This is a genomic window from Chryseobacterium salviniae (assembly GCF_035819015.1).
Lineage (GTDB): Bacteria > Bacteroidota > Bacteroidia > Flavobacteriales > Weeksellaceae > Chryseobacterium > Chryseobacterium salviniae.
On sequence record NZ_JAYLAA010000050.1, the window covers coordinates 204296 to 229122 of the forward strand.

23 protein-coding genes are annotated in these 24827 nt (G+C 35.9%); 15 read left to right on the forward strand and 8 right to left on the reverse strand.

Annotated features, from left to right (window positions below):
• Positions 1–57 precede the first annotated feature (57 nt).
• From SOP96_RS16160 to xrtF, 4 genes are all read right to left on the reverse strand, one after another.
• Positions 58–264, reverse strand: a complete 207-nt coding sequence (locus tag SOP96_RS16160; protein WP_326321932.1) for a hypothetical protein — start codon at positions 262–264, stop codon at positions 58–60.
• A gap of 198 nt (positions 265–462) precedes the next feature.
• Positions 463–825, reverse strand: coding sequence for a helix-turn-helix domain-containing protein (locus SOP96_RS16165; RefSeq protein ID WP_326321933.1), 363 nt, complete (start codon positions 823–825; stop codon positions 463–465).
• Between the two features lie 187 nt (positions 826–1012).
• Positions 1013–1441, reverse strand: a complete 429-nt coding sequence (locus tag SOP96_RS16170; RefSeq protein WP_326321934.1) for an exosortase F system-associated membrane protein — start codon at positions 1439–1441, stop codon at positions 1013–1015.
• Positions 1428–1958, reverse strand: a complete 531-nt coding sequence (gene xrtF, locus SOP96_RS16175) for an exosortase family protein XrtF (RefSeq protein ID WP_155753708.1) — start codon at positions 1956–1958, stop codon at positions 1428–1430. The genes SOP96_RS16170 and xrtF overlap by 14 nt, the downstream gene beginning before the upstream one ends.
• A gap of 48 nt (positions 1959–2006) precedes the next feature.
• Here xrtF and SOP96_RS16180 point away from each other — a divergent pair, with 48 nt between their 5' ends.
• From SOP96_RS16180 to SOP96_RS16205, 6 genes are all read left to right on the forward strand, one after another.
• Positions 2007–3023 (forward strand): aminoglycoside phosphotransferase family protein, encoded by a 1017-nt coding sequence (locus tag SOP96_RS16180; protein ID WP_326321935.1) that lies wholly within the window; start codon positions 2007–2009, stop codon positions 3021–3023.
• A 35-nt stretch (positions 3024–3058) separates the two neighbouring features.
• A complete protein-coding gene (locus tag SOP96_RS16185; protein WP_326321936.1) occupies positions 3059–3463 on the forward strand; it encodes a GxxExxY protein in 405 nt (134 codons plus the stop codon).
• Between the two features lie 72 nt (positions 3464–3535).
• Positions 3536–3946: a RapZ C-terminal domain-containing protein gene (locus SOP96_RS16190; protein ID WP_326321937.1), complete on the forward strand. Its 411-nt coding sequence runs from the start codon at positions 3536–3538 to the stop codon at positions 3944–3946.
• A 115-nt stretch (positions 3947–4061) separates the two neighbouring features.
• Positions 4062–4775, forward strand: a complete 714-nt coding sequence (locus tag SOP96_RS16195; protein ID WP_326321938.1) for a nucleotidyltransferase family protein — start codon at positions 4062–4064, stop codon at positions 4773–4775.
• Positions 4776–4781: 6 nt separating this feature from the next.
• Positions 4782–5534: an LOG family protein gene (locus SOP96_RS16200; protein WP_326321939.1), complete on the forward strand. Its 753-nt coding sequence runs from the start codon at positions 4782–4784 to the stop codon at positions 5532–5534.
• Positions 5535–5592: 58 nt separating this feature from the next.
• On the forward strand, positions 5593–6063 hold the full coding sequence (locus SOP96_RS16205; protein ID WP_326321940.1) for a DUF6702 family protein: 471 nt from the start codon (positions 5593–5595) through the stop codon (positions 6061–6063).
• Between the two features lie 218 nt (positions 6064–6281).
• On the opposite strand, the gene SOP96_RS16210 is transcribed toward SOP96_RS16205, so the two are convergent.
• Both SOP96_RS16210 and SOP96_RS16215 read right to left on the reverse strand, forming a co-directional pair.
• A complete protein-coding gene (locus SOP96_RS16210; RefSeq protein ID WP_326321941.1) occupies positions 6282–7679 on the reverse strand; it encodes a M949_1556 family lipoprotein in 1398 nt (465 codons plus the stop codon).
• 16 nt (positions 7680–7695) lie between these two features.
• Entirely contained in the window at positions 7696–10575 is a 2880-nt protein-coding gene (locus tag SOP96_RS16215; protein WP_326321942.1) for a carboxypeptidase regulatory-like domain-containing protein, read from the reverse strand.
• 247 nt (positions 10576–10822) lie between these two features.
• Here SOP96_RS16215 and SOP96_RS16220 point away from each other — a divergent pair, with 247 nt between their 5' ends.
• The 6 genes from SOP96_RS16220 (at position 10823) to SOP96_RS16245 (ending at position 18486) form a co-directional block, all read left to right on the forward strand.
• Positions 10823–12013, forward strand: coding sequence for an endonuclease/exonuclease/phosphatase family protein (locus SOP96_RS16220; protein WP_326321943.1), 1191 nt, complete (start codon positions 10823–10825; stop codon positions 12011–12013).
• A gap of 48 nt (positions 12014–12061) precedes the next feature.
• Positions 12062–12481, forward strand: a complete 420-nt coding sequence (locus tag SOP96_RS16225; protein WP_326321944.1) for a DUF6146 family protein — start codon at positions 12062–12064, stop codon at positions 12479–12481.
• A 106-nt stretch (positions 12482–12587) separates the two neighbouring features.
• On the forward strand, positions 12588–13964 hold the full coding sequence (locus SOP96_RS16230; protein WP_326321945.1) for a hypothetical protein: 1377 nt from the start codon (positions 12588–12590) through the stop codon (positions 13962–13964).
• Between the two features lie 8 nt (positions 13965–13972).
• Entirely contained in the window at positions 13973–15676 is a 1704-nt protein-coding gene (locus SOP96_RS16235; protein ID WP_326321946.1) for a T9SS type A sorting domain-containing protein, read from the forward strand.
• 177 nt (positions 15677–15853) lie between these two features.
• Positions 15854–16636, forward strand: a complete 783-nt coding sequence (locus SOP96_RS16240) for a hypothetical protein (RefSeq protein ID WP_326321947.1) — start codon at positions 15854–15856, stop codon at positions 16634–16636.
• A gap of 17 nt (positions 16637–16653) precedes the next feature.
• Positions 16654–18486, forward strand: coding sequence for a T9SS type A sorting domain-containing protein (locus tag SOP96_RS16245; RefSeq protein WP_326321948.1), 1833 nt, complete (start codon positions 16654–16656; stop codon positions 18484–18486).
• A gap of 70 nt (positions 18487–18556) precedes the next feature.
• Here SOP96_RS16245 and SOP96_RS16250 read toward each other — a convergent pair whose 3' ends face one another.
• Complete coding sequence (locus tag SOP96_RS16250) at positions 18557–19153, reverse strand: superoxide dismutase (RefSeq protein WP_326321949.1); 597 nt, start codon at positions 19151–19153, stop codon at positions 18557–18559.
• A 218-nt stretch (positions 19154–19371) separates the two neighbouring features.
• Positions 19372–21210: a transcription termination factor Rho gene (rho, locus tag SOP96_RS16255; protein WP_326321950.1), complete on the reverse strand. Its 1839-nt coding sequence runs from the start codon at positions 21208–21210 to the stop codon at positions 19372–19374.
• Between the two features lie 145 nt (positions 21211–21355).
• On the opposite strand from rho, the gene SOP96_RS16260 reads away from it, so the two are divergent.
• From SOP96_RS16260 to SOP96_RS16270, 3 genes are all read left to right on the forward strand, one after another.
• Complete coding sequence (locus SOP96_RS16260; RefSeq protein ID WP_326321951.1) at positions 21356–21745, forward strand: DUF4293 family protein; 390 nt, start codon at positions 21356–21358, stop codon at positions 21743–21745.
• Between the two features lie 172 nt (positions 21746–21917).
• Positions 21918–22838, forward strand: coding sequence for a M28 family peptidase (locus SOP96_RS16265; RefSeq protein WP_326321952.1), 921 nt, complete (start codon positions 21918–21920; stop codon positions 22836–22838).
• A gap of 154 nt (positions 22839–22992) precedes the next feature.
• Positions 22993–24822 (forward strand): ABC transporter ATP-binding protein, encoded by a 1830-nt coding sequence (locus SOP96_RS16270; protein ID WP_326321953.1) that lies wholly within the window; start codon positions 22993–22995, stop codon positions 24820–24822.
• The last annotated feature ends 5 nt before the right edge of the window (positions 24823–24827 follow it).

A 24827-nucleotide genomic window follows, 5' to 3' on the forward strand; every position in this document is an offset into this window, starting at 1 on the left:
ATTAAAGAGCAAAACATAGAACGTCTATATTTTGCTCCAAATTGCAATCTTAATGAATTAATGCTGGTAAATTGTAATTGAAACATTGGTTGTCCCACAAACAACACCATTCATTAGCTTTAAGGTTTTAATAACCTGATCATAAGTCATATCCCCCATTCCAGAACCATTTACTTGAATCACAGTCCCACAAGAAGTCCTAAAAGGAAATGCGCTTACAATTCCGGCAACAAATAATGCTCCGATTAATAATGTTTTTTTCATAATCAAATGATTTTTTAATTGTTTTACATCACAAACCTAAGAAGTAAAAATGAGAACTTTTGTAAAAAAAACACAGCAAATATTGCTGTAATTTTCCAACATTTAATCAAAATAACAGGTTAACATTTAAAACATTACAAACAAGTCACTTTTAAATGAAATTTTTAAAAGTATAAACAATTTTCGAAGCAAAAAAAATTATCTTTTTATTCCTAAAGCTGCTTTGTAGATGTCTATTTCTTTTTCCATATCTGCTATTCTTTGGGTTTTCTCTGTAAGCTCCTTTACAATCCTAGCATCCTCGTTTAAAGCTAAAGTAGACGGATAATAATTTGTTAGCTCAGTAAGAAAATCGTAGCCAATTGCCAAGCCAATATTCCAAACAATCCCAAATTGCAGCGACGATTGCTTGAAGTAATTAGCTAATGATGTTGGAGAAATTTGCATTCTTCTTGCCACTTCCGCTTGTGTAAGTTTTTTATCATCAATAATTTTTCTTACAAGCTGCCCAAGATGAGGATGTGGAAAATCTCCTTTTTTTTGATATTTTCTGGAACTCATAACCTACTATTTACGTTTAAAATAAATAATTGCATGCATTAAATATATAAATTTACGTTTAAAAAATATTTTTTAAAATTTAAAATATATAATTTCATATAAAAAGCATATATTTAATTATATAAAGTATGTAAAAACATGCATTATACGTATAAAAATACATTTTATACTTTTTATAAGATATCTTTCACTTGTTTATATGCTTTCGATAATAAAACATCGGAATGATAAGCAGTAGGATCAACGGTTGTATCACAAATCTTCTCATATAAAAAGAAAAGAGCTGCCCCATTTCAAAATGCCCGGAGACACAATATAAGTACATAGGAAAAGTGATCGCAAAAACGATGACGATTAAAACAGCGCCTTGTATCGTCCACTGACTATTATTAAACCAAAACTGAATGATTAAACACGAGAAAAAAAGATTTAACAAAAACCTGAATAGATGGCTGACAATCAATTTACCCCATTCAAAATCAGGAAACGGCAGGCTATTATTAACTTCATGAAAATAATCCAGGAAAGGATCGTAGAAAAGGCTGCCCTCGAAAACCCGTACAGCAATAAGGCCAAGAATGCCCAAAAGAACTAAAAACCAGCTAAGAATTTTCATTTTTTAAAGCAAAAAATTTAATCCAGACCAGCCAGAGCAGTACAACCGTTCCATAGATCACGGCAGGAAACACAAAATCATGAAATATCTTTCCGTATTCTTTGTGATCAGTCATTACCATGTTCAATCCCACAATTCTGAAAAGATTCATAACATACAGAAGAATGAGCCCTGCCAATATAAAAATGAAAGTTTTCGAACCCTTATAAAAGGCAACAACAAATGCTACAAAAAGAATCATTACCGATACCGCATTACAGCCTTCCACCATTCGGGTAGGATAAAAATTTCTCACATAAAAATAGACCTGTTCTCCTTTTACATCGTCATAAAGCTGTGTAGGATACCCAAGATAATTCTGAATGTCCCTCACCTGCTCTGCAATGAAACGAGAAAAAGAATCAAGGCCCTGATACCGGAAACTGTTCAGGTAATATTGATATACCAGCAGCAACACTACATATACGATAATGAAGCGTAATAAAATGTTTAACACCGGTTTAAAATCCTTTAACATGCAACAAAGATAAAAATTAGACGGTAATTTAGTATATTTGTTTCGTCTATGAATGTTGAAAACGCAAAACAGTTTTTTGAAAATACTACAGGAAAAAAGCCTTCTGAGTTTATCGCATTAGCTCAAAGCGGCTCTTCGAGGGTAAACTTTTTCGCAAAAGCTGATAAAAAATTTATAATCACCTACAACGAAAATTTAGCAGAAAATGAAAGTTTTTTGTATTACTCGAAAATATTTTCGGATTTAGAGCTCAATACACCTGACATTTTTGCTGTTTCTGAAGACAGGAAAATCTATATCCAGGAATATCTGGGAAAAAATACCCTTTCCGATATCATCACAAAAGAAGGCTTGTCTGAAAATGTAAAAGCTTTAGTAAAACAAACTTTGGAAAAGCTTTATCAGCTACAGGTGCTTACGCAGGACAAAATCGATTATAAAAAAGCTTTTGAATACGAAAATTACGATGAGCTTCCTGTCACTCATGATCTTTATTATTTTAAAAATTTCATAGCCGATGTTCTGGAGCTGCAATATCACAAATCTTCCTTACTGAAAGAATTCAAAAAAATAGCCGCATTGATAGAAAACCTGGAACCAAAGGGTATAATGATCCGCGATTTTCAGTCGAGAAATATTATGGTGAATGAATCAAATAATGTTTCATTCATTGATTATCAGTCTGCCATGAAAGGGCCGCTTATGTATGATGTGATTTCCTTCTTATTTCAAGCGAAAGCCAATTTCCCCGAAGATTTCCAAAATGAAATGCTGGATTTTTACATCAACCAATTTGACAACGAACCAACAAAATTTCAGCTGAAACAATCGGTACAACCCCTTCAGCTTATGCGATTCCTTCAGGTATTAGGAGCATACGGATTCAGAGGCCTGATCCAAACAAAACCGCATTTTATTGCGAGCATCGAAAAAGGAATTGAAAACATTACCACATTTGCAGACAGTTGGGAAAACATGAAAAATTATCCCGAATTGAAAAAACTGATCGGTAAGCTAAGCCTGCCGGAAACACGGTTGAAAATTGAGGAGATATTGAATCATTAAGATTTTTCTTAAGAAGTTAAGTTTAATTAAGTATTATGACTAAAAAGGAAGTTACACAACTATCTTATGAAATAACAGGATTTGCTATTAAAGTGCATAAAACTCTTGACCCAGGCTTGCTTGAAAGCATCTATGAAGAATATCTGAAAATTGAACTTATAAAAAATGGATATAATGTAAAGCAACAACTTTATACAACAATCAATTATGAAGGCATTGATATAGAAACTAAATTAGTTGTTGATTTGCTTGTAAACGATACTGTTGTTGTAGAATTAAAAGCCATTGAAGAAGTTCTTCCTATTCATGAAGCTCAGTTATTAACATATATGAAGGTATTGAAAAAACCACAAGGGTTATTGATTAACTTCTTTACTGATAATAATACAAAATCGTTAAAACCTTTTATTAATGAATATTTTAAAGAACTGCCAAACTGAATTTGATTTATCAAATCTTAACTAAAACTTAACTTATTAAATAGACCTTAATGGTTAAAAAATAAATAAAAAATGCTACACATCGACATACACAGCTTCTCTTACAAAAAAGGAGGCATCCCGAAAGATACAACAGGCAACGGCGGCGGTTTCACCTTCGACTGCCGCGGTATTCTGAATCCCGGAAGAATTGAAGAATATAAGATACAGACCGGCAACGATATCGGTGTTCAGGAATTTCTTGAGACAAAAACCGACATGCCTAAGTTTTTAGACCTCATCAAAAGTTTAATTTCCATCAATATAGATAATTATCTGGAAAGAGGATTTGAAAACCTGCAGATCAATTTCGGGTGCACCGGAGGGCAGCACAGATCCGTATATTCTGCCATAAAAATAGCCCATTTTATCGAAGAAAAATATGGCGATAAAGTGGAAATCAGCCTTCACCACGACGAGCAGCATCAACTTAATCATAAGTAATGGGTAATGTGCAATAAGTAATATTTTTAAATTCGTTGATATTTATTATTTATTGTTTTTAATTTAAACACAATCATTTTATTGCTCATTACCAATTACTCATTACCTATAAAATATGAAAGCTTTAATTTTTGCTGCCGGCAAAGGCACCAGATTGAAACCGTTTACCGAACATCATCCGAAAGCATTGGCAAAAGTAAATGATATCCCGCTTTTGGAAAGAAATATTATATATTTAAAAAATTTCGGGATCAAGGATTTCGTCATCAACATTCATCATTTTGGAAATCAAATAGTTGATTTTTTAAACCGGAATAATAATTTCGGGTGTAAAATTGAAATATCAGACGAATCGGAAGAGCTGCTGGAAACAGGAGGCGGCTTAATTTTTGCTAGAAAATTCCTCGATCATGGAGAAGATTTTCTGATTATGAATGCCGATATTCTTACCGACATGAATATCACAGAATTTGTAGAATATCATAAAAAGATAAAAGATTTTGCTACATTAGCTGTTTCGGATAGAGAAAGCTCCAGGAAGCTGCTTTTCAATGATGATATGATTTTAAGAGGCTGGCTTAATGTACAGACGGGTGAGCAAAGGCTTGCAGAATTTAATAAAGGTTTTAAGGCGTTGGCTTTCAGCGGAATCCACTGCATCAATCCTCTTATGTTTGAGAAAATAAAAAGAACGGGTAAGTTTTCGGTGATGGAAGAATATCTTGATCTGATGCAAACAGAAAAGATTCACGGATTTGTACATAACAGCCAACTGATCGACGTAGGAAAGCCGGAATCTATAGCAGAAGCCGAAAAATATTTTAAATAATTTGTAATGGGAATTGAAGGAACAAGAGATGAGAGCTTGATAAATCCTGAGCTTGATAATAACGATGTAAAGCTTCAGAACAGCCTGCGCCAGAAGACATGGGACGAAACCATCACCAAAGACAGCTGGATGGTCTTCAAGGTAATGGCTGAATTTGTAGACGGCTACGAAAAGCTAGCCAAAATTGGCCCGTGTGTTTCTATTTTCGGATCTGCAAGATTAAAACCGCAGAGCAAATATTATAAAATGGCAGTGGAAATTGCAGAAAAAATCACAAAGCTGGGTTTCGGGATTATTACCGGAGGCGGGCCCGGCATTATGGAGGCTGGAAATAAAGGCGCTTTCAATGCGCAGGGTAAATCTATCGGGCTGAATATCGATCTTCCTTTTGAGCAGCATTTTAATCCCTATATTAACAAGTCGTATTCCATGAACTTCGATTACTTCTTTGTGAGAAAAGTGATGTTTGTGAAATATTCACAGGGTTTCGTTGTGATGCCGGGAGGATTTGGTACGCTGGATGAGCTTACGGAAGCAATAACATTGATTCAGACCAATAAAATAGGTAAATTTCCGATTGTTTTGGTGGGATCTGAATTCTGGAGCGGATTGCTGGATTGGTTCAAGGCAACGTTACTGAAAGAGAAAATGATCCATGAAGCAGATCTTGATCTTTACCGTGTGGTAGATACGGCTGATGAAGCAGTAGCGCATATCAAAGCATTTTACGACAAATACTCTGTAAATGTGAACTTTTAATTGGCATATTATTTGTCACTTTTAATAAACAATCATGATTGTAAAGCTATTATCTAAGATGAAAAATTATTTTTTAATATCAGGAATATTAACACTTTTTGTGTTAATGAGTTTCATGAATGTAGACTTTTTCTCTTCAATGACAAAAGTGGACTATATCGAAGGAAGCAAGACCTTGAAGTTCACCACAAAAATGAATACCAACCATATTTCCGACGCTATTAAAATAAACCCTAATACGGCAGCATTTGAAGCAGAAGTAAAAAAATATGTAAATAATAATTTTGATGTGTATGTCAATGGCGCTCCGCGAACAATTACGTTCACAGGAAGCCAGGTAAGCGGAGAAACAGTATGGGTATATTTCGAAACGGGAAGCGTTTCAGATATCAATACCTTAAGAATTAAAAATACCATACTCCTCAGCGCTTTTCCTAAGCAGATTAACCTCGTTAATATTGCTTATAAAGGAAAGCAGAAGACAATGAACTTTCAGCGCGGAAAAGAAGTGAATGAGGTTTCTTTTTAATTTAAAAACAGAATAATAATGCCACTGCAGATGCAGTGGTTTTTTGTTGATCTACTTAAATTAAAGGATCACTTTATATAAATAATTGTGATTTTGAAATCGTAAGTTGCCTTTGTCTAAAAGTACGTTTATTTATTATCAAACGTTATTTGGCCTCAAAAACCACAAAAAAAGACTGCCTTAAAAGACAGTCTTTATATAATTTAGGTTTTATTAATTTACTCAACCTGAATATTATCCAGCTGAATAGTTGTGGTAACCCCACTTCCGTTTCCGGTGTATTCAAATAAGATAAATCCGTTACCTGTTAATGTACTTGGGAAAGTATAAGTTCCTGCCGGAGCTAATGTTCCATAACCACTTGTAGGAAGTACAGGAATTGTAAATGCAGAAGTAATATCTGTTTTGGAAGCCAGCGTAATATCGCCTAGCGGAGTATAGTTGGTAGTGTAATATACTTTCAGAGCATTTCCATTATAAAATCCTATGTTGACATTAAATTTCAAACTATTGGCTGCTGTAAAATCAACAGGCACTGCAAAATAGGTTACATACGGCCCTGAACCAGAATTCGCTCCAAGCTGGATATATTTGTTGTTACTGAATGTTTTCAACTGCCAGTATCTGTTTCCTAATACAGGATCGTTTACATATTTAGGATATACTTCAAGGTTAGTAGGATTAGTCGGGTAGCTTTCAAAATTTTCAAGGAAAGAACCTGAATATGTGATTGCCGTACCTCCTTTTGGCGGTGTAGCATCTACTCTTGTTCCTGTAAATTTAACATCCGAAATACTTCTGATAAGCATTTGCCAGGTTGAATTATACCGGCTTACCACGAAAGTGATATTTCCGTTCCCTGTAGGAAGAAGCTCTCCTCCTGTTTTAAAGAAACCTGAATTTCTGATCACTGCAGAATTTCCTAATTTATCTTCAATATTTCTGTCGGTATCCAGTCCCTGACCTCCTGCATCGTAATCAATATATTTTTTCACGGTAGGATAAATTTCAGCAATATTAAACTGAACATCCGGTACGGTAACTAACGTGTTGATTAAAGCCGGGTTTTTAGCCTCAGCCAAAGACGCAAGCTGTTTAGGGACAATCGTCTGGATATCCAGTCCGTTTCCATTACAAACTCCGGATATATATCTTCCCACAAGAGCCTGAGGAATTCTCCCGATGGCATACACAGGATCTTCAGAACCTAATTTAATCGTTCCTCTGTCTGTACCAAGACGTAACCCTCTTGCATTGATTCTGATATGTGCCCCTACAGGGAAGTCAGCAAAATTACTTGATTTATCTACCTCAATCTGTAACCCTACGGTAGGATCTGAAGTTTTATCCTGGAAAGAAATGGTTTTGTAGAAATTTCCCTGCTCATCGGATGATACGATATATCCATCAAAAATCTGATCCGTGGTAATCAATTTATAGCCCGAAGAAGGAGTTTGGGCAACGAAGTCCGCCATGGAAATAGTAGGCTCCGGAAATTTATTTGAACACTCGATAGGTGGTGTTTCCCACTCGTCGTTCTTCACGCAAGAGGACACTGCAGACAATACTCCTACTGCCAGAAATGCCGTTTTTAGAAAATTAGTGATATTATTCATAATTGTTTTATTTTTATTAGAATCTGAATTGTAAGTTAATAAAATAGGAACGTCCCTGAGTGTACCAGTATCTTGGCGCAAATGAAGGTGAAGGGCTAAGATAATCTGTTGCAAAATCGACAGCTTTGGTCTCTCTTGTCTGTTCAAAACCTCCTGTAATGTATCTTTTATTATCTAAAATATTATTAACAGATGCTGTGATTAAAAGGTAATATTTTCCGAATACGAAAGATTTTCCAACATTGGCATTGAAGAAAAATGCGGAAGGAAGCTTTACGGGCTTCAGCAAATCTCTCACATCATCATTGGTAAGCCCAAGATAAGGCGTGCTTGAATATGCATTCTGAATAAAATTATTTGTTCTTAATGCCGGAGCCGGGTCCAGGAAATTATCATCAAGATAATTCCAGTTAGCACCTATCCACCAGTAACTCGGGTTATTGTATCGGATACCTAACGAGAAAGCCTGCTGAGGTGTGCCGCCCAGTTTATAGTTTTTAATATAAGCTTTTCCGAATGAAGTAACACTGCTTCCTGAAGCATCGGAGACAAGATATACATCCGGATTGTTTCTGTACACAAACTGCCCGTAGCTTGCCAGACCCTGCACAGATAATGTGGGGAATACTTTAACATCAACACCGAGTTCGGCACCCATGTTTCTTTTTTCAACATTAGACATAACCTGCGTTACGAAAGCACTCTGAACCTGAGAAACGGTTCCGTCCGGATTTGTATTATTCAGCTGAATACCATCGGCAAAAAAACGCTGTACATTTGTTTCATTTTGGGTATCAACCAAATAAGCTGTTGCTCTTACTTTTAAAAAAGGAGTACTTACCACATAACTTAAATCATTTGCCGTGTAGACGGTACTCTTAATGTTTGGATTTACGAGCGAATTAACTCTTGGATTAATAAACAAATCTTCAAGGAACGGCGCCTGGTTGAATATCGCTCCATTGTACACCAGGAAGTTTCTACCGTTGATTCGATAAACAATCTGCCCCTTCAGACCGAAGTTCCAGAAATCGTAGTCTTTGCTTTTTCCATAAGAATCTTCGTATAGATAATGCTTAAATAATCCGTCTCTGTTTGAAGAAGAATAGCCTGCCATTGCAGAAACGAAAACATCAAAATTCCCTGTTGAAAACTTCAGCCCCGGATTTACTTTTGCTTCCTGTCTTCTTAAGATGTAATTATAGGTCATACGATCACCTTCCTTCACCTCAACATTAGAATCCAGAGTATTAAAGAAACCTGAAGATCCCGGTTTTGCCGTTTCTTTGAAAGGGTCTACGTTAATAGCATAATCTCCTCCTAAAAGATCTTTAACCTCACGGTATAATTCAGATCTGTAATTCTGGTAAGATACATTTAGGATAAACTTTGTACGGTCGTTGAAATTATAAGTGTAATGTGTTCCGGCATTCAATATTTTGTCATCGCTTACATCATCAACAAGATATATTTTTGACCGCTTTCCGTTTAATCCGTAAAGTCTGGACATTTCTGCCTGATCTACAACATCATTTTTCAGGTTGTTTCTATAGATTCTGTCCCAATTGATCTGTGTAACTTCCGGGTCGCCATTTACCCAGCTGTTTAAGCTTTCGTTGTAAGCCGTAGTTAAAGTAGTAAACTGATCTGGTGTAAACTGTGGATTGTTGGTGGCATTATAAATAATACTGTTGATATAGTAGCTCGGCAGATTTCGATAGTAAGTCGGAGACGGGTTGGATACGCCGTTCCAGTCTAAACGGGAACCTCTGTCTTTCCCTAACTGATAGGAAACTGTAGTCCAGAGATTTGAGTTTTTATTGATTTTCCAGAAATCCTGCAGCTGGAAGATCGGCTGGAAGCCTTTTCTTACTCTTTCGCTTCTCTTTTCTCCATCCTGCCATCCCCAGTAAGAATTGTAGTGTACCCCTCTGTAGTCATACACTTCCTGGGTACTTGGGCTGGCTGTAGATCTTCTGTATGGAGAACCAATAAAGTTGAAAGTCATAGTATGTCGGTCACTGAATTTTTTCTCAACACCCAGATAGGTTCCGTATGCATCATAGAAAGTTCCTTCCTGGATACCTTCTTCTGCCCATCTTCTTGCGCCCATTAAAGTGAACGCCCATCCGCTTTTGCTCATTCCGGAGCTGTATCGTAAAGAAGTTCGGTTTCTGTAGTTTCTGTTGGTTAACGATTGTGTAAACTGAAAGCCTTTTCTGTATTCGCTGGCTTTCGTATTTTTATAAATAACTCCGCTGGTGCCGCCAAATGCATATTCTGAGGGAGAATGATTGGTTGCGATTTCCGGATATCTTGTAATTTCATTGAGGCCACCCCAGTTGCTGAAATCTACATTACCATTATCAGATTTTACCATGGACACCCCATTCATCATCGTTTCTCCTGTTCTTCCATCAATACCTCTCGGACGGAACCAGTAAAAACCCAAATCAAACGCCGCAATTCTGTTGAATACATCCTGAGAAGACTGCAACAAACCTACCGTGGAAACCTGGTTGCTGCTTTCATCACTTTCATCATCGGTGTCAATAATCGCTAAACCCTGGTCTGCACTTGTAAGTGTAGAATAAAGAGTAATTACCCCTAAATCCTTTTTCTTCTCACTGTCCATTACATCAAACTCCATTACTTTGGTTTCGTAATTCGGTTTGGTTATTACAATTTGGTAATGTCCCGGCATAAGATCTACAAACTGGAAATATCCTATTTTGTCTGCCGTTACATCATTGTCCTTCCCTTTTAGATCTACTTCTGCCCTTTCAACAGGCTTTCCATCAGCATCTTTCAGATACGCAGAAACCGTAGTCTGCGCAAAATAATATGAAGCTGGAAGCAGAGTAAATAAAGAGACTAATGATAGTTTTTTAATCATGAGTATATTTATTTTTAAATACTTTTCTTGTTAATTCTCAACAGTTTAAAAGTTGGGGAGGCAAATTTAGTTAAAATTTGTAATCTAAAATGATTTCTACGTTATTTTTTCTTAACATTGCAAACTTTTAAGAATCATTATAAGTAAATGCGCAACCATTATATTTTAAATTTACAAATATTTAAAATGCCATGAATTAAAAAAAAGTAAATTTGCAGATTAAATAATATTAATAATACTCTAAATAATGAAGAGATTTTCGAGTTTCCTGGCCGTCCTTTTATCTGTGATGGCATTCTCTCAACAGCAGGGAAAACTGAGAAAAGTTGCAACCGTAGGATTTCTGAATGTAGAAAACCTTTGGGACACTATACGTTCAGCAGATTATATCGACGGTACAAAAGATATTAAAAATCCGGCATTCCACAGAAGCATCCCAATGGATTCCATTAAATATCTGGAAGCTGAAAAATACGAAGGGGTTTGGAGTGACGGTGCATTAGTGGGGAAAAAAGCCGTGAGGTATCAAAGTGGCTCTGAAGAATTCACTCCACAAAGCGCAAAAAATTACAATACCAAAATTTATAAGGCAAAACTTGCTAATGAAGCCAAGGTAATTTCCGAAATGGGCGCTCAATACACAAAAACAGCACCTGTTGTGGTAGGGCTTATTGAGGTTGAAAACAGACAGGTGATTGAAGATCTTGTAAAAGAACCGGCATTAAAGAAATATGATTACGGAATTATCCATTACAATTCTTATGATTACAGAGGAATTGATGTAGCACTTATCTATCAGAAAAGGAGATTTACACCCTCCAATTCATTAAAAAAAGAACTGAAAGTTTTCGGTGAAAACGGAAAGAGAGAATACACAAGAGATATTCTTATTGTTACCGGTTTTCTTGATAATGAAAAGGTAGCATTTTTCATGAACCACTGGCCTTCCAGAAGAGGTGGGGAAGCAGCTTCGCTTCCTAAAAGAAATGCAGCCGCCGCTTTATTAAAACAGCAAATGGACAGTGTAAGAGCGGCAGATCCTTCTACAAAACTCTTTGCGATGGGAGACTTTAATGATGACCCGGTAAGTTCAAGCTTAAAAAATTATCTGAAAGCTCAGCCAAGCCCGAAAGATTTAAGTGAGGAAACACCATATCTTAATTTAATGTATCCTTTATACAAAAAAGGAGTCGCATCACTGGCATATCAGGATGCTCCTAATTTATTTGACCAGATTATAGTTTCTAAAAACTTAATCTCAGATCAGGTAACAAAAGAATATTCGGTTTATAAAGCGGAGGTTTTCGCGCCGCCTTATCTGGTAAACAAAGAAGGAAATTACAGAGGCTATCCTTTCAGATCTTGGAACGGCGATCAGTTTACAGGAGGATACAGCGACCACTTCCCGGCGTTTGTAGTACTCCAAAAAGAACCCTAAAATTCAGGCACTCATTTCGAGTGCTTTTTTTTATGTACCTTTATATGTATGAAAAATCTAATTTTTCTCATTATCATCGTTCTTTTACCATTCAGCTGTTCAGCACAGGACAATGCAAAAAACGATAAAGAGAAATCTGTAATGAAACCTTCTAAAAACGATGACGGCGAGTGGGATCTCACGGTAATTGACACACAGTTTGATTATTTTATGAGCGCAGTAGCAAAACCTGTCAGCCAATATTCAGAATCTTATCTGAAAACAAAGAATACTCTATTAGTAAGCGAATGGAATTCCTACTTTTTTTCAGGAAGATATCGAAATATTATAGAATCTTCCATTGATTATGATCCTAAAGAAAATTACGGGATAAAATTCGAGTATAAATTATATCAGGTCTTTGCCTATGTAAACTGGAAATACGGACTGAGGATGAACGGGCTTTCGGGAAATGATAATATGAGATAATTCACAAATTATTTATATAACATTATTATATTTTAATTAGATTTGTAACATACTGACAATAGAAATCAGTGAGCCAAAAAAATAATCAGAAAATTCAATTAAATTCATGAAGAAAATGTTTTCAGCACTTTCTGTGCTATCTGTATGCCTGCTATCAGCTCAAATTTTCAACCCAACTTCTACTGTTTCTACTACAACTAATCCATTTACTAATAATGTAGGAATAGGAACAAATGCCCCGACAGAAAAGCTTACCGTTTCTAGTGCGCATGCAGGGTCGGTAATTCGTCTCCATTCCACAGGTGACGGATCAACAAACCCCGCAAACTTATTGTTATGGGCATCAGAACCAGGAGAGACATACACTGGTGTAGGAATTGGAAATAATGTGAAAAATTATTCAGCAGGTCAATCTTTTGTCTTACTCAATCCTACAACTGGTGGCTCTTATATTCGATTATTAGATAATGAAATCAATTTTAATTTAATTTCCAATTCGGGTATTAAGAAAAAAGTAATTAACATAACAGGAAATGGGAATGTAGGTATAGGAACATCTTACACTCCCGAATATAAACTTCAGGTAAATGATGGAATGATAACTTCAAAAATTGAAGATGTTATCGTTTCACCGACGAATAAAGTGGGATATTTAATCAATCAATTAGGCCAAAATGTTTTTGAAATGTCTTTTGCGAGGGATAATTTGGGAGTCGTTAACATGAAAACTTTTCTGGACAATCCTATCATTATTGGAACAAACGATATTGAAAGAATGAGAATAACCGCTACAGGAGACATAGGTATAGGAATTGCAAACCCTACAGAAAAACTAGACGTACTTGGAAATATCAGAATAGGAAGCAATCATTCTACCGAAGGTATTAATGCCTTATCAATCAGGTATCTAAATGGTTCTTTAAACAATTGGGGTTCTTTAAGAAGTTCATCCGCTACATTTATGAGTTTTGGGGTAAAGGCTGACAATACAGTTTCTGACGGCTGGTTATCCAGCGATGCATCAATGAACAGCAGACTTGCCATGACAATGGGTAACGAAGGCTTTTTATTTTTATCAGCCAACCAACAGTCGACAGCAATTAATTCTCCGGTAGCTATGACCGAAGTTATGAAAATCACGACTGCCGGCAATGCTGCTTTACAAGGAAAATTTGAAGCCAAAGAAATAAAGGTAACGCTTACACCAACTGCAGACTTTGTATTTGAGAATGATTACAACCTTCCAAAACTTGAAGATGTGGAAAAGCACATCAAAGAGAAAAAGCACCTTCCGGAAATCGCTTCTGCTAAAGAAATGGAAAAAGAAGGCGTGAATGTGGGTGAATTCCAGATTAAGCTTCTACAGAAGATTGAAGAGCTTACGCTGTATACTATTGAGCAGAATAAATTGCTGAAAGAACAGGTTGAGGTAATTAAAGAACAGCAGAAAAGAATAGAGAAACTTGAAGCCAACACCAAATAGATTTTTATATGAATATAAAAAAAATATTCCTGTCGCTCATAGTTTGCCTATATACAACCTTATGTGCACAAGGAGAAAATGACAATTGGTATTTTGGAAATAAGGCCGCAGTAAACTTTTCCAACACAACACCAACTACCTTAAATGATAGTCAAATGTCAGCTTATGAGGCATGTGGAACAGCGAGTGACGAAAATGGAAAACTGCTTTTTTACATGAATTCCCAAACTATATGGAACCGCCAACATCAACCGATGCAGAATGGAACAGGACTTTTCGGAAGCATTTCGGCTCAACAGCTCATTATTGTTAAAAATCCCGCAAACAGCAATCAATATTTTGTCTTTATTACTGCTACAATGGATAGTGCTATGGATAATACAAATAGAATCTCATATTCTATTGTGGATATGTCACTTGGACCAATTGGCACAAATGGTCAACCTCTAGGCGCTGTTTTACAAAATTTCAAAAACATAGGTGTTACAGATAATGCAGGAGGTAATTTTGGATCAGAAGCAATTACGGCCGTTGCTGGTGCAACAGCAAATACATATTGGATACTCATTCCCAGAGGAAATAGTCTTTACAGCTATAAAATAGATAATACCGGTTTTTCCAATGGGAATCCGGTTATTAGTAATCTTAATTTTCCTGTGAATTTAGGTACCGGGACTTATTATAGTATTAAGGCTTCTCCGAGATTAAATAATCCTTATTATTCCAATCTTTTATGCGTTTCATATTGGGGAGATAATTCTGCAGGAGGTGGTATTGCTGCTCCCAGAGATATCAACAGGGTGGTGTCTTTTGATTCTTCTACAGGTGTAATAAATACTTTTTATTCTCTTAATATAAATTCAATCATGACTTATCTTCCTGAATTTAATCAAAATGGTTCCGTCCTATTTTTGGGTAATCAATCAATATATGCTATTGATCTGATAAATTCTACCACAAATAATGTAAATTATTTACAGATTTATAATGATCCGCAGGCAACCCCATACTACAGTATTCAAAGGAATAAGCATGGTAATATTTATATAAGCAAAATAGGCAGTTCTTTTTTGGGTGTTATCAATAATCCTAATACGTACGGATCCGGAATGAGCGTTACTATAAATTCAATCAATTTAGGTTCTGGAATTAATAGTTATGGATTACCACAATTAATTCCTGTATACAAGGAGGGGTACTTCCCTTGTACAGATAATTTAACCTTAACATCAGAACCTAATATAATTTTCAATTATGTAGTTGGAAATACTATAACTACTCAAACCAATTATGTTTTGACCCCGAGACATAATATTACCATGCAGGCCGGAAATATGATTCATCTTTTACCCGGCACTAGAATGGAGAATGGCTCGGCCTATCACGGTTTTATATCACCATGCAGAAAAGAAAGTCTAACTTCTGAAAAAATGAATAAAAACCAAACAGATATGGTTTTAGACTTGGATAGAGTGGAAAGAAAAGCTTTGACAAATTTAATTAATATCTACCCAAATCCGGCTTCTGCATATATTAATATAGATTCCGGAAATGAGGAAATCCTTTCTTGGGAGCTATTCGATGTTTCAGGAAGAAGTGTCTTAAAGGGCTCTTCAAAAAAGGTAAATGTACAAAACTTACCGAAAGCCAATTATATTTTAAAGATAAGTACAAATAATCAGGAAATCACTAAAAAGGTTATTGTTAAATAATTATATGAGATTGCCTCATGCAGGCAGTCTCTTTTCATAATTTCCTGTAATTTATAATGCAAAATATTTTACTGTCAAAATATAAAACATGTTTTGGCATTATCGCAGAATGATTTTATGTCCTACAAAAATCCAATAATTACTAACTAAGATCCTATTTGAAAAATTTTAAACTTTATGAAAAAAATATTTTTCGCACTTTTCGTGCTATCCTTATGCCATCTTTCAGCTCAAATATTTAATCCAACCTCAACTATTTCAGTCACATCCAACCCTTCAACAAACAATGTTGGAATAGGCACATCAAGTCCTCTTACAAAATTAGATGTTAGCGGAAATATTCTTACAGGCGCAACATCCTCTACAGAAGGCGTTAATGCTTTTGCTATAAGATATGAAGATGGGTCATTAAATAATTGGGGAGCTTTAAGAAGCGCTTCCACCTCATATATGGGCTTTGGTGTTAAAGCTGATACAAATAATGCGAATAGCTGGGTATCAAGCAACGGTACTCTTTCTCTTAACAAATCAGCCTTGACAGTTGGTATCGAAGGATTTAAATTTTTAATGGCAGGTCCTCAGCAAATTTCTTTAAACTCTCCAGTAATAATGAATGAGTTAATGACTATCACTCCTTCCGGAAATGCAGCTCTTCAAGGAAAATTTGAAGCCAAAGAAATCAAAGTAACCCTTACTCCAACCGCCGACTTTGTTTTTGAGAATAACTATAATCTTCCAAAGCTTGAAGATGTGGAAAAACATATCAAAGAGAAAAAGCACCTTCCGGAAATCGCTTCAGCCAAAGAAATGGAAAAAGAAGGCGTGAATGTGGGTGAATTCCAGATTAAGCTTCTACAGAAGATTGAAGAGCTTACACTTTATACTATTGAGCAGAATAAACTGATCAAGGAGCAGCAGAAAAGAATTGAAGCTTTGGAAAAACAAAACAAACGTAATTAATCTACGAGCTCAATTCCATGAAAAAAATAATCTTTACCCTCATCGCTTTCTGCTTTTCATTTTTGAAAATAGCAGCACAAAGTTATAGTCAAATATATAACCAGGATGAACAATTACGTCTCGAAAATGCATATGTTACAGAAGGTGAAATTCAAAATTTTATTAACCAGAACCTTAATACCTATGACTTTACACAAGTTATAAACTATGTAATTAATGTTAAAGATGAGAATGGACAACCTTTATCGGGGTCGGATTACCAAGCAACACTAATTTCTGCTAAGAAAGCAAGATTGCGAGATGCTTATTTTGAAAAAAATCCTGAAAAACTACAATTTTATTACGCCAGCCCATTACAACAATGTGTAAACGGAAGCTTTGAAGATAATGGAGGTTCTGTTAATGGATATAACTTTTTTTATAATAAAATCTCTTCCGGTTGGTCAATTTTTAACAATAATCCTACTACCCCAATTACAGCTTCTCCAACAACAAAGGCAACCCTCGTTGATAACTCTGCTAATGATCCTGTGGTTGGTATTCCTAGGGTTAATACAGGTACGCACGCTATAAGATTAGGAAATCAAAACTATATAGGAAACGAAATCAATCTGTATCATGTTACTAAAATGACAAGAACATTTACAGTAAATGAAAGTTCAATAAGCTATGCATTTGCATTAGTTTTTGAAGATGGCGGAAATGATCATGTGAGCTCAAATACCAACCCATATTATCAGGTTAAGTTATTTGATGCTAGTAATCAAATAGTATTTATGCGAAATGTAATGGCCAATCCTGCCAATCCGCTTTTCCAACAACATAATAAAATATTATTTACAAATTGGTTATGCGAGAAAATAAATACCTCAAGACTTATAGGACAAACCGTACGATTGGAAATTATTTTAAGCGACTGTGGACAAGGCGGACATTGGGGATATGGATATTTTGATGATTTCTGTGGATTTGATTGTACAATACCATCATTCAATCCTGGAATAACATTGAATCCTTTAAAGAAAACCTGTCCTACTTTCCCTCTCCCTGTAAGCGGCAACATTGCATTGCCTCCTAATGCATCATTTACCAATGTTACATTACAGATTTTGGATATGTCTAATAACGTTGTAGGAACAAAAATTATTACTTCAGCCCCGGGAGGTGCTTTTTCAACAGATCTTAACTATTCTGATTTTTATCCGGGAGGTCCCAATAGCAATACAAATTTTAACATCAGAGCACTCTTAAATTATACTAGTAGCGGCTTACCTCAGGCACCGGTATCAGTAAACAATACAAACCCTCCTGGTCCTGATGTTTCATTTTCAAATTGCACCAGTTTATGTTACGAAATATTTAATTTTACAGCAAATCAGCCTATTACTAATTCTATGAATTACCAGGCGATCTGCTGTATACTCTCAGAATCTGTTATATATCCCAACCTTACTGTAGATTTCAGAGCCGGAGAATATGTTAATTTGAAGCCTGGCTTTTATGCAACGGCTTATAACACAGGAAAATTCCATGCCTATATAGCACGATGTGATGAGAATAAGACAACAATAAATTCTACGGAAAGAGGGTCAAAAACCAGTTCTACAGATAACATATCTATTGATGATTCAACTGAAATTAAAATTTCACCCAATCCGGCATCAACCTATATTAATATAGATTCCGGAAAGCAAAAAATAGTCTCTTGGAATTTATATGATTTCTCCGGTAGAAATATTTTAAATGGAAATTCAAACCAAGTAAATGTACAAAGTTTACCTAAAGCTAATTATATCTTAAAGATAAATACTGCCAATAAGCAAGCTACCAAAAAAGTTTCTGTTAAATAATAATTTAAGGAAATATACAAAAAAGGTTCAGAATTGCTCTGAACCTTTTTCATTTTATGAATAGTTTAAATTATTTATTGAATAATTCCTCAACCTTATCCCAGTTTACCACATCGAAGAATGCAGCTACATAGTCCGGTCTTCTGTTCTGATAATTTAAGTAATAAGCATGTTCCCAAACGTCAAGCCCTAAAACCGGAGTACCTTTAACATCCGCAACCGGCATTAATGGATTATCCTGATTTGGCGTAGAAGTTACCGCAACGGAACCGTCAGTATTTTTTACCAACCAAGCCCATCCTGAACCGAATCTTGTTTTAGCAGCATCGGAAAAATCAGTTTTAAACTTATCAAAACCTCCGTAAGTTTCAATAGCAGCTTTTACATTTCCCACAGGCTCTTTGCTTCCTCCCGGAGTTAAAATTTCCCAGAATAACGTATGGTTGAAATGCCCTCCTCCATTATTTCTTACAGCTGGCTTATCAGTTCCTGTCTGGCAGATTTCTTCGATGAATTTTCCTTCAAGGTCAGTTCCTTTAATAGCGTTGTTTAAATTGTCGATATATGCCTGATGATGCTTGGTATGGTGGATTTCCATTGTTTTTGCATCAATTGTCGGCTCCAATGCGTCGTAAGCATATCCTAGTTTTGGTAATTCAAATGACATATTTTTATTTTTAATGTTATTAACCCAAATTTAACCATAAATAAGCCGATATTCAAAAAACAGGGATTACTTTAATAAATCTTTAACATTGATAGATTGTTTCAGAATGAATTCAATAGTAAAAAGGTAAAAGAAAGAAATTAGAAGTTTAATAATAGATTAAAATAAAAAAGCACGAAACCAATTGATCCGTGCTTTCTATTTAACAAAATAAATTATTATTTATTCATTGACATCAGGAACTCTTCATTATTAATAGTCCCTTTGATGTTTTTATCAACAAATTCCATCGCTTCAATAGGATTCATTTCAGAAAGATACTTTCTTAAAATCCACATTCTCTGTGAAGTAACCTCATCAAGAAGCAAATCGTCTCTTCGGGTACTTGAAGCTACAAGATCAATAGCCGGATAAATTCTTCTGTTGGCAATTTTTCTGTCCAGCTGAAGCTCCATGTTTCCGGTTCCTTTGAATTCTTCAAAAATTACCTCATCCATTTTGGAACCTGTATCAATAAGTGCTGTTGCAATAATTGTTAAAGAGCCACCACCTTCAATCTTTCTTGCCGCACCGAAAAATCTTTTCGGTCTGTGAAGTGCATTAGCATCTACCCCTCCGGAAAGCACTTTTCCTGAAGCCGGTGTAACGGTATTGTATGCTCTTGCTAATCTTGTAATAGAGTCCAGCAAAATTACAACATCATGTCCGCATTCCACCATTCTCTGGGCTTTTGCCAACACAAGGTTGGCTACTTTCACATGCTTTTCTGCAGCCTCATCAAAGGTTGATGCAATAACTTCCGCATTAACGCTTCTTTCCATATCCGTAACCTCTTCAGGACGCTCATCAATAAGAAGCACCATCATATAAACTTCAGGATGGTTTGCCGCAATAGAATTGGCGATATCTTTCAGAAGCATGGTTTTACCGGTTTTTGGCTGGGCTACAATCATTGCTCTTTGTCCTTTTCCGATAGGAGCAAACAGATCGACCACCCTTGTAGAAATCGTAGACCCTTTTCCTGCGAGGTTAAATTTTTCTTCCGGGAAAAGCGGTGTTAAATATTCAAAAGCAACACGGTCTTTAATGAATGCTAAATCACGTCCGTTAACTTCTGTTGGCCTTAATAAAGAAAAATATTTTTCGCCTTCTTTCGGCAATCTTACGATTCCTTTTACGGTATCTCCTGTTTTTAACCCGAAATTTCTGATTTGCGCTGTAGAAACATACACATCATCCGGTGAAGAAATATAGCTGAAATCCGATGAACGGAGGAAACCATAATTATCCGGCAAGATTTCCAGCACTCCTTCAATGCTCACCATCCCGTCGAAACTGAACTCCTTTTTTTGTTCCTGGTGTTCGTCGTTCCTTTCAGAATGTTGCTGCTGTTGCTGCTTATTCTGGTTCTGGTTATGATTTTGGTTCTGGTTCTGGTTTTTATTCTGATTTCCGTTGTTGTGCGGATTGCTGTGCTGTCCTTTTGGGGATCTGGCCTGATTCTGAGGGATGTTTGGCCTTTCTTCTGCCGGAGCAGGTTCTGGAGATTCTGTGCTTTTATGAGGTTCCGGTTTCTCTGGCTGTGTTTCAGTAACAGTTGTATTTGTTGGGGAAACCCTTTTCCTTTTTTTCTTTGCGGCTGGTGATACAGTTTCTTCTGCTGTTTCTGCCGGTTCGGCTTTTACCTCTTCCTGGGCAGGTTCCTGTAAAGGCTTTTGTTGTGTTTGTGGGCTTTCCTCTACCTTTGGGGTTTCTTCAGCATTTGGATTTTGTTCCGCTTTAGCTTCAGTTTTAGGTCTGGCTGCCGTTTTTTTCGGAGCAGCTTTTCTGGCAGGTGCTTTCGCTGGTTTTTCCGCGGTTTTCTCTTCAGGAGCTACACTGCTTTCCGTGGCGCTGAAATATTCTTTTGCCACTTTGGGATTTGATGCCTGAAAGTCAAGAATTGCAAAGATTTTGTCATTTTCAGTGCTGTTTCTTGCAACTTTAACGCCCAAATCCTTTAAGATTTTAGTCAGTTCCGTTACGGATTTTGACCTTAACGTTTCAATGTTAAACATATTTAATGTAAAAAATGTAATTAATTGTGAGTAAGAAAAGTAAGTCCGGTGACTTTGGTTTTCAAGTACATTTGTATAATGCAAATCTACACTTATTTTTGAATTGTGCAAAATTTATGCTATTTTTGCAGGGAATTTAATTATAATGATACAAAGGATACAGACAATATGGACATTTTTGGCAGTTTTAGCCGCTGTGTTTCTGTTCATTACAGGTCAGGATGTAATTATTTCCGAGGGTCTGCCCGTGCTGGATTCAGCTTGTGTAGTCCTTGTTTTAATTGGATTATTAAGTGTATTCAGTTATAAAAACAGAAAAAGACAAATTTTGCTGAACAACATCAGCATCATTATAAACGCTTTGTTGGTTGGTGTATTGATTTACTGGCTACTCAACTTATCCGGAGGAATTCAGTTTCCTGAGAAGGGTATTGAGCCCATATTTCCATTCATTGCGATGATATGTTTGTTTATTGCGAATATATACATCAAAAAAGATGAAAGGCTCGTAAAATCTGTAGACAGACTTCGATAACCGTACAACGATTTTTTGAGTGAGAACAGCTTCTTTAAGGAGCTGTTTTTTTTATTTAATTACCTTTCCGTATACAGATTGATTCTTTGGCGCTTTTCCATGCAAACAATTCCATAGAGATATGCAACATTTTTATTTAAATTGCGACAGATTGATCTATAAATTATAATACATGAAAAAATTAACTTATCTTACCTTATCCTTATTCTCAGTATTTTCCTTTGCACAGGAAGTTTCTAAAGAAAGGATTCATACCGTACTTTCAACGCTGGCTTCAGACGAAATGAAGGGGCGCGAAATCGGAACCCAGGAAAATGAAAATGCAGCAAATTATATTGCAAAGCTTTTTAAGGAAAACAATCTGGAATACTGTACAGGAAGCTCCTACCTCGTCCCTTTCACTTATAAAGGTAAAACGGCGTATAATGTTTGTGGAATTAAAAAAGGGAAAACAGATCAATATTTAGGATTTTCCGGACACTTCGATCACATTGGAACCAGCAAAAATCCTACAGATAATATTTATAACGGAGCCGATGATGATGCCAGCGGAATCACAACGCTTGTAGGAATTGCAGATTATTTTAAAAATAAAAAGCCTGAATTTTCAATGGTTTTCATCGCTTTTAACGGCGAAGAAAAAGGGATGCTGGGTTCTAAAGCTATTTCCACCGACAAAAATCTGGATAAAATTTATCATAATCTGACGGCTCTTTTTAATTTTGAAATGGTGGCCACAGAATCGGCTTTTGGGAAAAATGCCCTTTTTATGACCGGTGATGAATTCTCTGACCTGGATGAACTTTTCAACGAACATGCAGAAAACGGCCTCAAAATCAACCCTGATCCTTATGCCGCACAGCAGCTGTTTTACCGTTCGGATAATGTAAGCTTTGTAAAAAAGAAAATTATTGCTCATTCTTTTTCCACGGTTGATATGACAAAAGCCAGCCACTACCATAATGAGAGCGATGACATTAATGTGGTGGACTTTGATAATCTCACACAGGTCATCAATAATTTTGGAAAAACCCTTGAGAAATTGTCGCCGGACAATTTTACTCCGAAATATAATAATTCTGTAAAGTTTTAATTCTAAAAACCATCTAAAACGATGGTTTTTTTATTTTTCGTAAATGTTTGTAACAAAACACGAGTTAAGAAAACATATTAAGGAAAGTAAAAAGGCCTTTAAAAACGTCTTATCATTTAATTTCCTTATTTTTGCAAATTAATCTAAACATTTAATGAGTTACTATAAACGAGCGATTGATAACATACTTCCTTATAAAAAATCAATTGCTGCCGGCATTTTCTTTAACGTTTTATATGCACTGTTCAATATTATTGCCATGCTTTTTTTCATGCCGGTCCTGAACATCCTTTTTGATAAAGAAACAGAAAAGATTGAAAGACAACCGACTTATGAAGGCATTTCAAAAGCAGGCACATTCTTAAAAGAAAGCTTCAATTACCAGATTCAGCAAGTGCAGATTGAAAAAGGGCCGGAATATATTCTTCTCATCACTTGCATCCTGTTTATATCCATGTTTTTCCTGAGAAATATTTTCAGTTATTTATCAGAATTTTACCTTACATTTTCACGAACCGGTGTTTCCAGGGATTTCAGAATAAAGCTGCACGACAAAATTTTAGATCTGCCGGTATCATTTTTTACAAATTCCAGAAAAGGTGATGTTTTTGCAAGAATAACTTCTGATGTAAGCGAAGTGGAAGGCAATATCCTGAACAGCTTAATTGATCTCATCCGTTCTCCTATCGTAATCATCATTACAATGGGATACCTTTTATATTCTAATTTCCAGCTTACTATTTTTACATTAATTGTTTTCCCGATTATGGGTACATTGATTTCAATAATCGGAAAAAGCCTTAAAAAAGATACCGGAGAAGCCCAGAATGAGTTGGGAAAAATGTATTCTTTTGTTGATGAAACACTGGTAGGGCTGAAGATTATTAAAATTTTCGATGCTTCACCCCAAATTAAGAAAAGGTTTGATGATGTTCTTAATAATATAAGAAGGCTTTCCCTGAAACTTTTTAAGAAGAAAGCCCTTGCTTCGCCTGTGAGTGAGCTTTTAGGTGCTATTACCATAGGCATGATTGTTTATTTTGGAGGAAGGCTTGCCATTCAGGGGGAAGGCTTGTCCGGGAGCGAATTCATAACCTATATTGCTTTATTTTATACGATCCTGCAGCCCTTGAAAGCTTTATCTTCCGCTATTTCCAATATTCAGAAAGGAGAAGTGTCAGCTAAAAGAATTTTTGAAATTCTGGATGCAGACTATCACATCAAAGAACTGAAGCATGCTAAAGAAATTACAAATTTTGAAAGAAACGTAGAATTTAAAAATATTACATTCGGATATGAAGACCGTGAAGTCCTGAAAGATTTCTCATTATCAATTCCGAAAGGTAAAACCGTAGCGTTGGTAGGACAAAGCGGTAGCGGAAAAAGTACACTGGCAAACCTGATAACCCGTTTTTATGATGTTAATAAAGGCGAAGTTCTTATCGATGGAGAAAATATTACCAATATCAAATTATCCAGCTACAGAAAATTATTCGGGTTGGTAACACAGGACAATATATTATTCAACGACTCTATCCGGAACAATATTTCTCTGGGTAAACCTGATGCTACGTTGGAGGAAATCCAGGCTGCAGCAAAAATTGCCAATGCCCACGATTTTATTATGGATCTTCCGAAGCAATATGACACAAGTATTGGTGAAGCAGGAGGAAAGCTTTCTGGAGGCCAGAAACAGAGGATTTCAATTGCAAGAGCGGTTCTTAAAAATCCGCCGATCATGATTCTTGATGAAGCAACTTCCGCATTGGATACCGAATCTGAAAGATTTGTGCAGGATGCCCTGGAAAAAATGATGCAAAACAGGACTTCTCTTGTTATTGCGCACCGCCTTTCAACTATTCAGAAAGCCGACTGGATTGTAGTGATGGAAAAAGGAAAAATTGTAGAACAGGGAACCCATCATGATCTTATCGCCAAAAAAGGCATGTACAACAAGCTGGTAGAACTGCAAAATTTCGATTAATTTTA

Coding starts and splice junctions, on each gene's coding strand:
- SOP96_RS16160 (WP_326321932.1), bottom strand. CDS start 264: ATGAAAAAAACATTATTAATCGGAGCATTATTTGTTGCCGGAATTGTA.
- SOP96_RS16165 (WP_326321933.1), bottom strand. CDS start 825: ATGAGTTCCAGAAAATATCAAAAAAAAGGAGATTTTCCACATCCTCAT.
- SOP96_RS16170 (WP_326321934.1), bottom strand. CDS start 1,441: ATGAAAATTCTTAGCTGGTTTTTAGTTCTTTTGGGCATTCTTGGCCTT.
- xrtF (WP_155753708.1), bottom strand. CDS start 1,958: ATGTTAAAGGATTTTAAACCGGTGTTAAACATTTTATTACGCTTCATT.
- SOP96_RS16180 (WP_326321935.1), top strand. CDS start 2,007: ATGAATGTTGAAAACGCAAAACAGTTTTTTGAAAATACTACAGGAAAA.
- SOP96_RS16185 (WP_326321936.1), top strand. CDS start 3,059: ATGACTAAAAAGGAAGTTACACAACTATCTTATGAAATAACAGGATTT.
- SOP96_RS16190 (WP_326321937.1), top strand. CDS start 3,536: ATGCTACACATCGACATACACAGCTTCTCTTACAAAAAAGGAGGCATC.
- SOP96_RS16195 (WP_326321938.1), top strand. CDS start 4,062: ATGAAAGCTTTAATTTTTGCTGCCGGCAAAGGCACCAGATTGAAACCG.
- SOP96_RS16200 (WP_326321939.1), top strand. CDS start 4,782: ATGGGAATTGAAGGAACAAGAGATGAGAGCTTGATAAATCCTGAGCTT.
- SOP96_RS16205 (WP_326321940.1), top strand. CDS start 5,593: ATGAAAAATTATTTTTTAATATCAGGAATATTAACACTTTTTGTGTTA.
- SOP96_RS16210 (WP_326321941.1), bottom strand. CDS start 7,679: ATGAATAATATCACTAATTTTCTAAAAACGGCATTTCTGGCAGTAGGA.
- SOP96_RS16215 (WP_326321942.1), bottom strand. CDS start 10,575: ATGATTAAAAAACTATCATTAGTCTCTTTATTTACTCTGCTTCCAGCT.
- SOP96_RS16220 (WP_326321943.1), top strand. CDS start 10,823: ATGAAGAGATTTTCGAGTTTCCTGGCCGTCCTTTTATCTGTGATGGCA.
- SOP96_RS16225 (WP_326321944.1), top strand. CDS start 12,062: ATGAAAAATCTAATTTTTCTCATTATCATCGTTCTTTTACCATTCAGC.
- SOP96_RS16230 (WP_326321945.1), top strand. CDS start 12,588: ATGAAGAAAATGTTTTCAGCACTTTCTGTGCTATCTGTATGCCTGCTA.
- SOP96_RS16235 (WP_326321946.1), top strand. CDS start 13,973: ATGAATATAAAAAAAATATTCCTGTCGCTCATAGTTTGCCTATATACA.
- SOP96_RS16240 (WP_326321947.1), top strand. CDS start 15,854: ATGAAAAAAATATTTTTCGCACTTTTCGTGCTATCCTTATGCCATCTT.
- SOP96_RS16245 (WP_326321948.1), top strand. CDS start 16,654: ATGAAAAAAATAATCTTTACCCTCATCGCTTTCTGCTTTTCATTTTTG.
- SOP96_RS16250 (WP_326321949.1), bottom strand. CDS start 19,153: ATGTCATTTGAATTACCAAAACTAGGATATGCTTACGACGCATTGGAG.
- rho (WP_326321950.1), bottom strand. CDS start 21,210: ATGTTTAACATTGAAACGTTAAGGTCAAAATCCGTAACGGAACTGACT.
- SOP96_RS16260 (WP_326321951.1), top strand. CDS start 21,356: ATGATACAAAGGATACAGACAATATGGACATTTTTGGCAGTTTTAGCC.
- SOP96_RS16265 (WP_326321952.1), top strand. CDS start 21,918: ATGAAAAAATTAACTTATCTTACCTTATCCTTATTCTCAGTATTTTCC.
- SOP96_RS16270 (WP_326321953.1), top strand. CDS start 22,993: ATGAGTTACTATAAACGAGCGATTGATAACATACTTCCTTATAAAAAA.